Genomic DNA, 13,789 nt, shown 5'->3' with positions numbered 1-13,789 from the left:
CTCTCACGCGAGCAAAGAACCACCATGACAACATCCCGCCTCGACGCCTTTCCGATCACCCAAAAGTGGCCCGCCCAGCATCCCGAGCGACTGCAGCTCTACTCGCTGCCCACGCCCAACGGCGTGAAGGTGTCGATCATGCTGGAGGAAATGGGCCTGCCCTACGAGGTGCATCGCGTGGCGTTCGACTCCAACGACCAGATGTCGCCCGAGTTCCTGTCGCTCAACCCGAACAACAAGATCCCCGCGATCCTGGACCCCCATGGTCCGGACGGCAAGCCGTTGGCACTGTTCGAATCGGGCGCGATTCTGGTCTACCTTGCGGGCAAGAGCGGCCAGTTCATGCCCAAGGACGACGCAGGCAAGTTCCAGACGCTGCAATGGCTGATGTTCCAGATGGGCGGCGTCGGCCCGATGTTTGGCCAGGTGGGCTTCTTCAACAAGTTCGCCGGCAAGGCCATCGAAGACAAGCGCCCGCTGGAGCGCTACGTGGGCGAATCGCGCCGCCTGCTCGGCGTGCTGGACAAGCAATACGCCCAGCACGAATGGGTGGCGGGCAATGAGTACACGATTGCCGACATCGCCATCCTGCCGTGGGTGCGCAACATCAACGGCTTCTACGAAGCGGGCGAGCTGGTCGGCTTCAAGGACTTCAAACACCTGGGCCGTGCGCTGGACCGCTTCCTCCAACGCCCCGCCGTTCAGCGCGGGCTGCTGATTCCGGCTGCGCCTGTGGTCTGACGAATCGCCGCTCCTCCCCGACAAGGGCCGCTGTGCATTGCGCAGCGGCCTTTTTTATAGACTGCTATCGTCTCGGTAAATCAGATTGACGGATCGCACAAAAGCAACGTCGCTGTGTCAGCCAAAACCCCGTCTTTGTAAAACCGCTTGCGTAACTAATTGTGATTTTTCAATAATAAAAGATACAGTTTGACTATCACAAAACTGTAACAATTCAGTACAAACCCTAAGACTTTTCCCAAGTCGATACCATTCCCTCCATTCTCGGAATCTCTTCACATCATGTTCAATTTCAAGCAAATGGGCGTGGCTACCGCCATGGCTCTCGGTTTCGTCATGTCTGCTCATGCAGGATCTGAAACCACGACTTTCAACGTCAAGATCACCATCACCGACAACTGCACCATCACGGGTCTCGCAGCAAGTGATGTGGACTTTGGCTCTGTCGTCCGCAGCAATACCGCACCTGACGCTCAAGGCAATCTGGTGGTCATCTGCTCGAGTGGCACCCCCTACACCGTGGGGCTGAACAACGGAGCGAACTACAACGGCACGCTGCGCACCATGATCTTGGGCACCAATCAGATTCCCTACGCGCTCTACAAGGACGCAGGTCGCACCGACGCATGGGGCAGCGCCGGCACCGCACTCTTCTCGGGCACAGGAACCGGCAATGGCGTCAACCTGCCCGTCTACGGCCGCATCTCGACTGGTGCAACCAATGTCCCCGCTGGCAGCTACATCGACACCGTGACTGCCACGCTGTCCTATTGATCGACTTTGGGTGACTCCTGTGTTTCGTTGTCGTTTCAGCCATCTCGTCGCTTTGGTTTCAAGCGGCTTGCTGACAGCCACCTGCGCCATCGCAGCGGGCAGTCTGCAGGTCTCCAATGTCCTGCTCGAACTGCCACAAACGGACACCGCGCAAGGCCTATGGCTGAGCAACGAAGGGGAAACGCCACTGCGTGCGCAATCGCGCGTGTTGCAATGGACACAGGACAGCACCAATGGCGATCAACTGACGGCGTCCACCATGCTGACGGCCAGCCCGCCTCTGGTGGAAATCGCACCTGGCGAGCGCCAGTTCGTGCGTGTGGTGCGTCTGCAAAAGGGCGATCCGCAAACCGAGCAAGCCTACCGCCTGATGGTGAGCGAGCTACCGCCCAATGCGGGCAGCGCCGCCGCCACGGGTGCATCCAAAGGCGTGCAGTTGCTGATCCAGCACTCCATCCCCGTGTTCGTGATTCCGCAGGATGGACAGACGCTGGGCGCGCGCCACGGCACGACCAGCCTGCAGCCCTACACCAGTCAACTCGACACGCAAGCCACCGATTCGTCCACGCTGCAGATGCAGAACGTGGGCAAGCAGCGCGTGCGCATCAGCCGCGTCGAGTTTGTCGATGCGAACGGCAAGTCCAGCATGCTGATGCCGGGCCTGCTCGGTTATGTGCTGACCGGCCAGACCATGAAGTGGCAACTCCCGCTGCCCGCATCCATGCGCCAAACCGGTGGTCGCATCGATGTGCGTCTCAACGATGACACGCAATCCCAGACGCTTTTGCAAGTCCCTGCTGGCAAGTAGTCTTGCGAGCGCCTTTGCGATCTGGCCCGATCTCTCGCATGCCCAAGCAGTGCAGACACCGGCCAGCGCACAGGCGTGGGCTCGCGTGGAGACGAATACTGAACCGGCTGCCGCGCAAGAGCTGTATCTGGACGTCGTGCTCAACCGCGTTCGCACCGGCAAGGTCGCACGTTTTGAAGTGCGCGACCAGCAGCTCTGGAGCGACACCGCCACGCTGAAGGACATCGGCCTGCGTGTACCCAACGCGGACGCTGCAACGCCGCAGATGCTGGCGCTTTCCAGCATTCCCGGACTGGCGGTGGACTACAACCCACGCACCCAGCGCGTGATGCTGCAAGCGTCTGTCGCACTGCTCGGCGCAGCCCCCACGCAAGTGGAAGTTCCACCCACGCGCGCGGCTCAGGTTCGCCCCGAAGACCAATTGCGCGGTCTGGTCGTCAACTACGATCTCTACGCACAACAGATGCGCGCGGATCGCAACGTCACTTCGCTCAGTGCGATGACGGAAATGCGGCTCATGGGCATGGGTTCCGGCAATCTGGGCAACACCATGATCACGCGCTCGGTGACCGGCCTTGGCGGTGACGCGGCAAGCAATTCGCAACGCGGCACCGTGCGGCTGGATACGCAATGGCAGCGCAACTTTCAGGACACGATGACCTCGCTGACCGTGGGCGACACCGTCACCGGCGGCCTGTCATGGACGCGTCCCACGCACATCGGCGGCATTCGGCTGTCGCGCAATTTTGCGTTGCAGCCGTATCGCGTCACCACGCCGCTTGCGCAGATCCAAGGCGAGGCCGCTCTGCCCTCCACCGTCGATCTGTACCTGAACGGCCTGCGCCAAAGCACGCAGCAGGTGCAGCCGGGTCAGTTCACGCTGAACAGCATTCCCACCCTGTCGGGACTGGGCAATGCGCAGATGGTGATCACCGACATCACGGGCCAGCAGCGCACGGTGAGCCTGCCGCTGTATGGCGCTTCGCAGTTGCTGCAAAAGGGCTTGGCCGATTGGTCGCTTGAACTTGGCAGCGTGCGCGAGGACTACGGCATCCGCTCTTTTGCCTACCGCGACAGCCCCATGCTGAGCGCCAGTGGCCGCTACGGCGTGAGCGACCGTTTCACCCTCGAAGGCCACGCCGAAGCCGACTCGCACGTGCGCATGCTGGGTGCCGGTGGCGCGTGGCTGCTGGGCACGCAAGGCGGCATCGTGAGCGGTGCGCTCGCGGCCAGCCAGCATGCGGGCCAGACCGGTCAACAAGCCACCATCGGCTACCAATGGAGCTCACCGCTGTGGAGCCTCGGCATCAACTCCATGCGCCGCGATGCTGCGTTTCGTGACGTGGCGGCCATGGACGGCAAGACGCTGCTGTCGCGCGGCAGCGACCAGATTTTTCTTGGCGCCAACACCGACTGGGGCAGCTTCGGCGCGGGTCTGGTCAGCCAGACCAATACCGACGGCACACGCGCGCGCTACGCCAATCTGTCGTGGTCGAGCCAACTGCGCCGCGACATCAATCTGAACGTGAACGCGATGCGCGATCTCGAAGGCAGGAGCGGCACTTCGCTGTATGTGTCGATGACGATTTCGCTGGAACGTTTTCTCTCCGTCAGCACCACGGCGCGGCACAGCAAGGACCAGAACACCGCCGTCGTCGGCGCGAACCAGTCCGCCTCGTCCGACACCGGCGGCTGGGGTTGGCGCACCGAGGCCAGCGTGGGCGATGGCCGCTACGCGCAGGCGCAGATCAACCACCTGGGCAACTACGGTCAATGGACCGCAGGCGTGATGCACCAGTTGGGATCGGGCGGCAGCAACAACACCAGCACCGCCTACGCCAGCGCCAATGGCGGCCTGCTGTGGACGCAGAACCAGCTCTACCCCATGCGCACGGCGACCGATGGCTTTGCGCTGGTCACCACCGATGGCATCGCCAACGTGCCGGTGCGACTGGAGAACCGCCTGATCGGCGAGACCAACGACAAGGGCTATCTGCTGCTCGATCGCCTGAACGCCTACCAGCGCAATCAGATCTCCATCGACACGCTGAAGCTCGCACCTGATCTGAAGATCGACCGCGTGCAGCTCGACGCCGTGCCGCAGTCGCAGAACGGCGTGCTCGCGCACTTTGCGATGCGGCGCGTGAGCAATCTGCAGATCACGCTGAAAGACCAGCGTGGGGCCTTCCTGCCCGCTGGTGGCGACGTGCTGCTGGAAAGCGACAACGCCGCCGAACGGAAGACCCTGATGATCGGCTACGACGGACTGGTCTATGTGGAAGACGCGCCCGCCAATGCACGCCTGCGCGCCCGCACCGACAGCGGCAAGGACTGCGTCGCGCAACTGCCAGCAGATGCCGCCGCTGCAGGCTGGAAAGACCTTGGCGAACTCATCTGCCGCGACGTACCATGAGGATTCGATTCAACATGCAGCTCCAGTCACTTCCTCGCCGCAATCACTTCATGCCATGCGTGATGCGGATGTGCGTGGCCTTGCTGCTGCTCTCGCCGCTGGCGGGCTGGTCGCAGCAATGCAATTCGAGCGGCTTTGGCATTGCCTTCGGCACGGTCTACATCAACGCAAGTGCGAGCACCGTTGGCTCGGTTCCGTACAACTGCCAATCCAACGCGAGCAACACCTACTACAAGCTCTGCCTGATGATTCCCGAGGGCAACATCGCCGCCACCAGCGGCATCAACCCACGCCGCATGACGGACTACAACGGTCACGAGATTGCCTACAACCTGTACTCCGATGCGGCCTTCACCAAGATCATCGGCCCGCCGCCCAGCAGTGCGGGCTACCCCGACTACACATGGGATTTCATGGTGCCGGGCGGCTGGTCCAGCCCCGCAGGCAGCGTACCCGTCTATGCATTCATCCCGACCTTGCCCAGCAGCACCACGGCGGGCAGCTATCAGGCGCAGTTCAGCAACGTCACGTTGAAATACGCGTGGAGCAACAAAGGCACGCCGTCCAACTGCAACTCAGGCGGCGGCTCCGACGCCGGCACGGGCACCGTCATCATCGGCTACAACGGCACGACGGCCACGGTCTCCGGCAGTTGCCAGATCTCGCTGGGCAAAACCATCTCCGATCTGGACTTCGGCAGCGTCAGCTCGCTCGGCAGTGTGCAGAACAGCACGACCGCCATCAGCGTCTCCTGCCCCGGATCGACCACCTGGAAGATGGGCCTGAGCAACGGCACCTATGCCAGCGGCACACAGCGCCGCATGAAGCACAGCGCCACCGCCAACTACATCAACTACGAGCTGTACCGCAACAGCGCGCGCACCCAGCGCTGGGGCAACGACACCACGGGCGGCACCGACACCGTGAACGGCTCGGGCGCGGCGCAAACCAACCCCACCGTGATCACCGTCTACGGCCAGGTGCCGATCCAGACGCAGCCCACCTCCGGCAACTACAGCGACGCGGTCACGGTCACGCTGGTGTATTGATGTATTGATGTGTTGATGTGTTGATGTGTTGATGTATTGATGTATTGATGGAGGGGCATGGCCCGCCCATGCGACTTCAACCATCATTCCATTCGTCATTCAATATAACCAAACAAGCATATTGAAACTGCTTTTCCTTCGTTTGGTTTGGAAAGCATAAATAAGACAATGACGATATATAGAGATCGGCCACACAGGTTGCTCCGGTGTCGTCTGCGATCTCATGCATCGAACACGACCCAACAGCCCACCATGAAAGCCATCCTCGCCTTTGCGGCCACGTTGACTGCAAGCCAGTTCGCGTGGTCCGCCCAGCCTCTTCTCACGCCGCAGGAACTCAAGCCGCTGCTGGCGCAGGCCCACGTTCGCGTGATCGACATTCGCGACCCCAAGAGCTTCGAGCTCGGCCATATCGAAGGTGCCGTGAACGCGCCTTACGGCAAGTGGCGCGGCCCGGCCACCAACCCCGGCGACCTGCCCGATCAGGACAAACTGGTCAAGCTCGTGCAGTCGCTCGGCCTGACCGCTCAGACGCACGCCGTCGTGGTCTCGAACGGCGTCGATGCCACGGATTTCGGCGCCATGGCGCGCGTCTACTGGACGCTCAAGAGCCTTGGCCTGAAGGAGCTTTCCATCGTCAACGGCGGCATGCACGCCTGGGAAATGGCCGATGAGCCAACCTCCCACACCGCCATTCAAATCACGCCCAGCAGCTTTGCGCCCAAGTTCGATGCGCAGTGGCTCGCCACGCGCGCCGATGTGCGCAAGCATCTCGACCTGAGCAATGCCGCGCTGGTCGATTCGCGCCCCGATGCGTTCTATCAGGGCAAGACGCGCGCGCCTGCGGCCAAGGTCTCCGGCACCCTGCCCGGCGCACAGCAACTCGACTTCAACCAATGGTTCGAGCCCGGCACCTCGCAGTTTGTGAATGCCGACAAGGCCAAGCAGATCGCCGCGAAGATCAAACGCGAGAACGGCACGGACACGGTCGCCTTCTGCAACACCGGCCACTGGGCTGCGACCGACTGGTTCGGCCTGTCGGAAGTTGCAGGCCTGCCTGCCGTGAAGCTGTATGCCGGATCGATGGTCGACTGGACCCAGTCCAAGGACGCACCGCAGATGGCCAATCAGCCGACCCGCGCCGAATCGCTGGCCTACGACGCACAGCAATGGTGGAAGCGCACGTTCAAGTGATCGACCGATCCGCTGAACGCACCCGCTTTTTCAAGTCCAACACAGAACAGAAGATTCATCCAGCATGAACACGGCCACCACCACGGCAACCGCCTCGCAAGGCACCGCCACCACTTCAACGAACGGCAGCAATCGACTGCCGCTTGCCCTGCTCTTTCTCGTCTTCTTCGGCTGGCTGCTGTGGAGCGTCTCGGTCCGTCAGGCTGCCCTCTTCGCGATTGGCTTGGGTCTTGGCGCGGTGCTGGCGGGCAAGCGCTTTGGTTTCACCACCGGCTGGCGCATGCTGGTGGAAAACAAAGATGCCAGCGGTGTCTTCGGCCAATTGCTGCTGCTCGCATTGGCCGCCGCGATGGCCATGCCGCTGCTCGGCCACTTCCCCGAACTGACCGCCGCGCTCGGCCCGCCCAGCATCAGCCTGCTGGTCGGCGCATTCGTCTTCGGCCTGTGCATGCAGATTGCTGACGGCTGCGGCAGCGGCACGCTGTACAAGGCTGGCATGGGCATTCCGATGAACACGGCCATCCTGCCGATGTTCGCGATCGGCAGTTTTCTGGGCAGCCTGAGCCTCGGCTGGTGGCTCGATCTGGGCGCACTGCAACCCGTCGGTCTGGTGACTGCATGGGGCTGGCAATACGCACTCGTCGGCACGCTCGCAGCACTGGCCGTGGTCGCTGTCGGCGTCACGCTCTACACGCGCAGCGCCAACGCCAAACTCAACCGTCCAGCGAAGCCGCTGTTCGTGCGCAAGTGGCTGGTCGGTGCCGTGCTGCTGGCGATTCTCGCCACGCTGAACCTCATCATCGCGGGCCAGCCATGGGGCGTGGTCTACGGCTTTGGCCTGTGGGCTGCGAAGGTCGCCAACGCCACAGGCGCCATCGATCTGTCGCAGAACTGGTTCTGGAGCCAGCCCGGCAACGCCGCGCGTCTGAGCGAGACCGTGCTGCTCGATGTCACCAGCATCACCAACATCGGCATTCTCGGCGGCGCACTCTGGGTGGCTGCGGCCAAGCCCGTGTCTGCCAAAGCGCTCACCGGCAAGCAATGGGTGGTTGCGCTCGTCGCCGGTCTGATCCTTGGCTACAGCTCGCGTCTGGCCTTTGGCTGCAATGTGGGCGCGATGTTCTCGGGCATCTCCACCGGCAGCATCCACGGTTGGATCTGGGTGCCGCTCGCATTCGCGGGCACCATCTTCGGCCTGCGCATTCGTCGCCACTTCGGCATGTGAGCGAACACAAAGAACTCGAACATGACCACACCACAACGCACCCTGCGCGCCGCTTTCTGGATCGCACTGCTGGCCTTTCTGGCCTGGGACTATGCCGCCTCGCCCAAGGTCGATCTGCGCTTTGAAGCACCCCTGATCGCAGCCGGTTCCGGCCAGGCCACGCATGGCGGCCATTGCTCCATGCCCGCTGGCAAGTAAGCAGACACCAACGCAAGCACCACACCAACGAGCCTAAACACCTGCAACTCTGTCGCCAACCCACATGTTGGCGGACAACTGATCTTGTAGGCCAAGGGCGCATCCTCATGTGCTGCTCAGTACAAAAGCGCCAACAGTCAATACGATGGCTGCATCCTGATTTAGGCAGCGTCGTTGACGACCGTGATGGCACGCGTCGACTCGCTTCCTCAAAATAAGGACATGCGCCTACTTCACTTTTCGATGGGCGTATCTCTAAACACAAAGGAAGGACTGTTATGCGTACTATTACTCTGCGTGCTGTTGTGATCGCTGCTGCCGTTGCCGCTGGCAGCATGACCATGGTGGCCTGCACGACCACCAACACCAAGACGGCCGAAGCGCCGCGCATGGACAGCACTACCGTGAACACCCGCGCCAATGCAGCGCTCGAGCGCCTGTACACCAACGCTCCCGGCTCCAAGGAAATGATCGCCAAGTCCAAGGGCGTGCTGATTTTCCCATCGGTGGTGGGCGGCAGTTTCGTGGTGGGTGTGGAACACGGCCGTGGCGTGCTGCGTGAGCACGGCAAGAACACCGCGTTCTACAGCACCACAGGCGCTTCCATCGGCTGGCAGATCGGCGGCCAATCCAAGGCTGTGATCTATGTGTTCAACACCGACGAAGCGCTCGCCAAATTCAAGGCAAGCAACGGCTGGACCGCCGGTGCCGACGCTCAGGTGACGGTGGGTCGCGTGGGCGCGAACAGCTCCATCGATACTACGACCGCGCAAGACCCTGTGGTGAGCTATGTGCTGACCAACGTGGGTCTGGAAGCTGGCGTCTCGCTCAACGGCTCGAAGATCTCGCGCATCGTGGAGTGATCGCTGTGAGGGTTTGAAGAGCCCACGGTTCTTCAAACTCCATGAATAAGCAAAGGCCGCTCGGGCAACCGGGCGGCCTTTGTTTTTGCGGTGTGCCCCAAGCAAGCCTTCAAACCACCGTTTGAATCTGCGCCATTCAAGGAATCAACGGTGCTTCCGCCTTGGTCGATTCACCCTCTGGCGACTCATCCACAGGCGGTTTGGCCACGTCCAGCCCCGCTGCCGACCAGGCTTGCAGCCCGCCGACCAACGGCCTCACGTTGGTGAAGCCTGCACGCTGCAATTGCTTGGCGATGCGTGCGGCGGAGATTTCATGCGGGCAGTCGCAATACACCACCAGCCCATTGGGATGCGCCTGCTGCGGCAGCAGAAAGTCGTGCGCCTTATCACCCTGGCGCGAGCGCACGCTCCACAGGTTGGCACCGGGAATGTGGCCGCGCTTGTACTGCGTGGCATCGCGCACGTCGATCACGGTCGGCATCAGTCCCTGAGTGAACAGGCCCGCCAGTTCCGGCACGGAAATGCGCGGCATCTTCAGCGAACGCAGGGTGCGCGTGCGCTGCCACCATTTGCGCAGCAGAAAAATCGCGAACACGAACAGCACCAGCAGCAGGCCCCATTTGCCGAGCGCCGTGAGCACGTCGAGCAGATCCTGCACGGTACTGCTGAACAGCGAGCCAAGGAACACGGCCGAGCCCACCCAGATGAGCGCGCCCAGCGTGTCGAACAGCACAAAGGTCGAGAGCGGCGTGCCCACCGTGCCCGCCAACGCGCTGGCAATCGAGGCAAAGCCGGGCACGAACTTGGCGATCAACAGCGACTTGGGGCCCCAGCGGCCATAGACCGATTCCGTCTGGCGAATGCAAGCATCCGGCGAAAGTGAAATGCGGCAGATGCGCCCCAGCACTGCACCGCCATAGGCCTTGCCCGCGCGGTACCAGATCACATCCGCAATCAGCGCCGCGAAGACGGCAATGCCCACCAGCATCAGCAGCCGCACGATGCTCGCGCCCTCCAGCGCGCCCGTGATCACCAGCACAGGATAGGCCGGAATCGGCGCGCCCAACTGCTCGATCAGCACGTTGAGAAACACGATTCCAAAGCCGAATTCGCGGATGAGATCGACCAGCCAGGCCATGATGCAGGCACTCCGTTAGAGGTGGGGAATGAAGCCGGATCGGGCTGCGAATCCACGCTCTGCAGCGTGGGGGCATCCGATGAGGAGATGCTAACTTCGAGCCAGTGACCTTGCCACGCCGGGGTTGATCACCGCCCGTTCAAGCACGGCGCAGACAGCGCAACACCGCCTCGAACTGATCGGGCACATTGAGCGCCGGCGCATGGCCGCAGCCCGGCACCTCGATCCATTCAAGCAGTCCCTTCGCACCCGGCCCGCGCGTCTGCATTTCGCGCGCTGTGGGCTCCAGCACTAGATCGGACGCCTCGCCACGCAGCAACAGCACGGGCAGATCGAGCGCATCGTAATGCGGCCAGATCAGGTAGTCGTCGGCATGCTCGGTGAACTGCATGACGATGGACGGGTCGTAATGCGGCGTGACGCGGCCATCGACCAGGCGGCGCGTGCTGGTCTCGGTGAGCTTGCGCCATTCGGCATCGCTGAGCCAGCCAAACGGCGCGTAAGCCGTGCGGAAAAAATGCTCCAGCTCGGCCATGGAATCGAACACCGGCGGTTTGCCCGCATAAGCCTTGATGCGTTCGATGGCCGCTTGCGCGAGTTGCGGCGCGTTGTCGTTGAGCACCAGCGTGGCGATGCGCTCGCGCAGGGATGGCTCGAACAGGCCGGACGCACAGACCGTGCCGATGGCACCGCCCATCGACGTGCCCACCCAGTGCGCGCGTTGGATGCCCAGCGCATCGAACAGTTCGCGCGCCAATCGCGCATAAAAGCGCAGGCAGTATTCCGCCTTGGGTGCCCTGCTCCACTGGCTGAAGCCACGGCCAATGGTGTCGGGGCAGATCACGCGAAAACCGTTGTCCACGAGGAACTGCGCGAGCGCATCCATGTCGCGCCCGGTGCGTGCCAGCCCGTGCCATGCGATGACAGCGGGCGCATCCGGCGCGCCCCAATCCATGCAATGCAGTTCGTATCCGGCGCAGGACACATAACGGGAAACAGGGACAGCGGAAGAAACTGCAGACATGGTGATCGTGGAGACGTGTGTTCAATTCAATGAAAAACCGGCCCACGAACAGCCAGACTGTCCGTGGGCCGGTTGGCAGTGTGCCATGTGCTCAGATCATCGCGGCATGGCCGTCATCACTGCGGCACCTTGATGGAGGTGCCCGCAAAACCGATCTGGTCGGCTGCGGCAGGCGTCGTCTTGAAGCCCGGCACGTTGGCTGCCGTGATCGCCGTGGCCGCACCCGGTGTGCCGCCGCGCGGCGTGGTGCGCACGACTTGGCTGGCGGGCAGCGCGGCCTTGGATTGCAGGTGGTTCCACATCGCATCCATGGCCTGATTGAAGTACGGATGCAGCGGCACAAAGCGTGTGTCGAAGCCCGCGAACAGCAAGAAGGCGTCGAAGTGCTGCGCGTTCGTCACTTCGATGTAGCGCAGGTTGGACTTGGAGCCTTCGAGCGTCTGGTTGAGCGCCGTGTAGGCACGCGCGTTGTGGTTCACCGGGATCAGCGCGTCGCTGCGACCGGCGACGATGATCACTGGCTTGGCCTTGAGATTCGCGCTGTGGCGCACTTCGCTCAGCCCCGAACGCACGGCATCGCTTTGCGCTTTCGTCGGCTTGCTGTCAGCCGTCAGTGCCAGACCCGAGACGGGATCGACGCCCGAGACCAGTGCGTGCTGGCACAGCGCATTGTCCAGACCCAGATCGGCCACGCCGGTCGATGGCGACACCGCAAACGGCCAGGACTTGGCTCCACCCACCGAGTCGTTGTAGATCACCGTGGCGGGCGTTCCGTTGGAGGTGCCGTTGGCCGTGGCAAAGCTTTGCGCAAGCGCTGCGGGAGCGACGGCCACCACATCGCCCGTTGCGCTGGCCGCGCCAAAGCTCGCGTTGCACAGATTCGCATCCGCGCCGAAGCGACCATACGCCATGGTGTACATCGCGGACAGAATCGGTCCGTTGCCCAGCGCGTAGTGCGCGTTGTGCATCTGGTCGTTGTCCTTGGTCCAGCCGTAGGCACGCAGCTTGCCCAGCGCATTCGTCGCACGTTCCGCCGTAGTCGCGCCGCTCACCAGACCCTTGGCTGCAAGACCGTCGCAACGCGCCGTGGCACGCGCCGTCATGGCGGTGAGGGTGATGTAGTTGAAGATCGACGTTTCGCTGATCGCCGCATCGGGCGCGAGCGCCGCACACGGCTGGTAGATGTTGCCGTAGGTGGTGTAGTCGGCCAGCAGGCGGCCATAGCTGCTCACCGCCGCATCGCCGAACTGCACGCCGTAGCCGGTGGTCGTGGGCAGCTCGACCATGGGCTCGGATGCGACCACGCCGTCGATCAGCCCATCCGCATCCTGCTCCGCTGCACGCAGCACGGCCGCGCCGCCGTTGGATGCAGAGCCGCCGATGATCAGCGTGTTGCTCTTGGTGAAGGGCACGGGATTGTCAGCCTTGCCGAACTGCGCATTGAGCACGTAGAGCGCGTACTTCGCTGCGGTCAGCGTGTCCGTTCCCCAGTCTTTTTCAGGGTTCTGCTGCGACTGCGCATGCTTGATGGCGATGCGATTGGGGAAGGCCGCGTTGTAGGCCGCGCGCGCCGCATCCGTCAGATTGGCCGAGAAGAAACTGAGCTTGCCCGCAGCCGCTTTGGTGGCGCGCGAGCCGTCGATCTTGTGCACCGTGTCGTCCGACAGATTGTGCAGACCCACGCCCTTGCCCGCGTCGGTGAAGGCCACGGCGCAGCCCTTCTTCAAGCCCCATTCGCCCGCCGTTCCGATCGCGCCATACACGCCGCGCGAGCCCGACGATGGGCCGAGCACGACGCACGGGCTCTTGGCATCGAAACTGTCAGGCACCTGCACCGCCATCACGGTCTGCTTGCGGCCCGAGCCATCGTCGAGCACGGCGATGTATTCACGTCCCGGAATCAGCCCCTCGCCTTGCGTGACGACACCCGCCGCCGTCACATTGGGGCCGTAGAGCGAGCCGTAGCCACCCGCCGCGAGCGGATCGAGAATGCCGCGGTAGTTGGAGAACAGCGCATTGCGACGCAGCTCAGCCACGGTGGGGTTGGCCGGATCGGCATATGCGGGCGCTGCGCCACCCAGGCCCGTCTTGCCGATGCCGCCCGTGAGCAAATCCTGCTGAGCCGCAGTCGCTCCGGTGCTGACGGCGGTTGCGGGGTATTGCGTGGTGCTGAGCTCGGTGACGCCCGAGGGCAACTCGTTGTGAACACGGTCCGAGCTTCCGCAGGCTGCCAGCGTGGCGCACGCCAATGCGACGCCGCTCCACTGGAACGCGGCAAGGGTCTTCCTCTTTGATCTCACGTGCATTCTTTTGTCTCCCGACTTGTTCTGACACGCTCAAGCCATGGACGTGTCCACTGTTG

At 62.8% G+C, this 13,789-nt stretch carries 12 protein-coding genes; 9 read left to right on the top strand and 3 right to left on the bottom strand.

Going from position 1 to position 13,789, the window contains the following annotated elements; all coding sequences use genetic code 11:
• Positions 1-24 precede the first annotated feature (24 nt).
• From G7048_RS20685 to G7048_RS20645, 9 genes are all read left to right on the top strand, one after another.
• A complete protein-coding gene (locus tag G7048_RS20685) occupies positions 25-741 on the top strand; it encodes a glutathione S-transferase N-terminal domain-containing protein (protein ID WP_166069945.1) in 717 nt (238 codons plus the stop codon).
• A 282-nt stretch (positions 742-1,023) separates the two neighbouring features.
• Positions 1,024-1,515 carry a spore coat U domain-containing protein gene (locus G7048_RS20680; protein ID WP_205750298.1) on the top strand — a complete coding sequence of 164 codons (492 nt, stop codon included), beginning with the start codon at positions 1,024-1,026 and terminating at the stop codon, positions 1,513-1,515.
• Between the two features lie 67 nt (positions 1,516-1,582).
• On the top strand, positions 1,583-2,323 hold the full coding sequence (locus tag G7048_RS20675; RefSeq protein WP_166069944.1) for a molecular chaperone: 741 nt from the start codon (positions 1,583-1,585) through the stop codon (positions 2,321-2,323).
• An 85-nt stretch (positions 2,324-2,408) separates the two neighbouring features.
• Positions 2,409-4,736 (top strand): fimbria/pilus outer membrane usher protein, encoded by a 2,328-nt coding sequence (locus G7048_RS20670; protein ID WP_166069943.1) that lies wholly within the window; start codon positions 2,409-2,411, stop codon positions 4,734-4,736.
• Between the two features lie 14 nt (positions 4,737-4,750).
• Positions 4,751-5,785, top strand: a complete 1,035-nt coding sequence (locus G7048_RS20665; RefSeq protein WP_166069942.1) for a spore coat U domain-containing protein — start codon at positions 4,751-4,753, stop codon at positions 5,783-5,785.
• Between the two features lie 252 nt (positions 5,786-6,037).
• Entirely contained in the window at positions 6,038-6,979 is a 942-nt protein-coding gene (locus G7048_RS20660; protein ID WP_166069941.1) for a sulfurtransferase, read from the top strand.
• A 64-nt stretch (positions 6,980-7,043) separates the two neighbouring features.
• Positions 7,044-8,204, top strand: a complete 1,161-nt coding sequence (locus tag G7048_RS20655) for a YeeE/YedE thiosulfate transporter family protein (protein WP_166069940.1) — start codon at positions 7,044-7,046, stop codon at positions 8,202-8,204.
• Positions 8,205-8,225: 21 nt separating this feature from the next.
• A complete protein-coding gene (locus G7048_RS20650) occupies positions 8,226-8,402 on the top strand; it encodes a hypothetical protein (protein WP_166069939.1) in 177 nt (58 codons plus the stop codon).
• Between the two features lie 278 nt (positions 8,403-8,680).
• On the top strand, positions 8,681-9,265 hold the full coding sequence (locus G7048_RS20645) for a YSC84-related protein (protein WP_166069938.1): 585 nt from the start codon (positions 8,681-8,683) through the stop codon (positions 9,263-9,265).
• Between the two features lie 136 nt (positions 9,266-9,401).
• Here the strand turns inward: G7048_RS20645 and G7048_RS20640 are convergent, their stop codons facing one another.
• From G7048_RS20640 to G7048_RS20630, 3 genes are all read right to left on the bottom strand, one after another.
• Complete coding sequence (locus G7048_RS20640; RefSeq protein ID WP_166069937.1) at positions 9,402-10,403, bottom strand: rhodanese-like domain-containing protein; 1,002 nt, start codon at positions 10,401-10,403, stop codon at positions 9,402-9,404.
• 139 nt (positions 10,404-10,542) lie between these two features.
• Positions 10,543-11,427, bottom strand: a complete 885-nt coding sequence (locus G7048_RS20635) for an alpha/beta fold hydrolase (protein WP_166069936.1) — start codon at positions 11,425-11,427, stop codon at positions 10,543-10,545.
• Between the two features lie 116 nt (positions 11,428-11,543).
• Complete coding sequence (locus G7048_RS20630; RefSeq protein WP_166069935.1) at positions 11,544-13,733, bottom strand: 3-hydroxybutyrate oligomer hydrolase family protein; 2,190 nt, start codon at positions 13,731-13,733, stop codon at positions 11,544-11,546.
• Positions 13,734-13,789 lie beyond the last annotated feature (56 nt).

Source organism: Diaphorobacter sp. HDW4B, from assembly GCF_011305535.1.
Classification (GTDB): Bacteria; Pseudomonadota; Gammaproteobacteria; order Burkholderiales; family Burkholderiaceae_C; genus Diaphorobacter_A.
Note: the sequence above shows the minus strand (reverse complement) of the source record. Positions and strands in the feature narration are given on the sequence as shown.

Coding starts and splice junctions, on each gene's coding strand:
- G7048_RS20685 (WP_166069945.1), top strand. CDS start 25: ATGACAACATCCCGCCTCGACGCCTTTCCGATCACCCAAAAGTGGCCC.
- G7048_RS20680 (WP_205750298.1), top strand. CDS start 1,024: ATGTTCAATTTCAAGCAAATGGGCGTGGCTACCGCCATGGCTCTCGGT.
- G7048_RS20665 (WP_166069942.1), top strand. CDS start 4,751: ATGCAGCTCCAGTCACTTCCTCGCCGCAATCACTTCATGCCATGCGTG.
- G7048_RS20660 (WP_166069941.1), top strand. CDS start 6,038: ATGAAAGCCATCCTCGCCTTTGCGGCCACGTTGACTGCAAGCCAGTTC.
- G7048_RS20655 (WP_166069940.1), top strand. CDS start 7,044: ATGAACACGGCCACCACCACGGCAACCGCCTCGCAAGGCACCGCCACC.
- G7048_RS20650 (WP_166069939.1), top strand. CDS start 8,226: ATGACCACACCACAACGCACCCTGCGCGCCGCTTTCTGGATCGCACTG.
- G7048_RS20645 (WP_166069938.1), top strand. CDS start 8,681: ATGCGTACTATTACTCTGCGTGCTGTTGTGATCGCTGCTGCCGTTGCC.
- G7048_RS20640 (WP_166069937.1), bottom strand. CDS start 10,403: ATGGCCTGGCTGGTCGATCTCATCCGCGAATTCGGCTTTGGAATCGTG.
- G7048_RS20635 (WP_166069936.1), bottom strand. CDS start 11,427: ATGTCTGCAGTTTCTTCCGCTGTCCCTGTTTCCCGTTATGTGTCCTGC.
- G7048_RS20630 (WP_166069935.1), bottom strand. CDS start 13,733: ATGCACGTGAGATCAAAGAGGAAGACCCTTGCCGCGTTCCAGTGGAGC.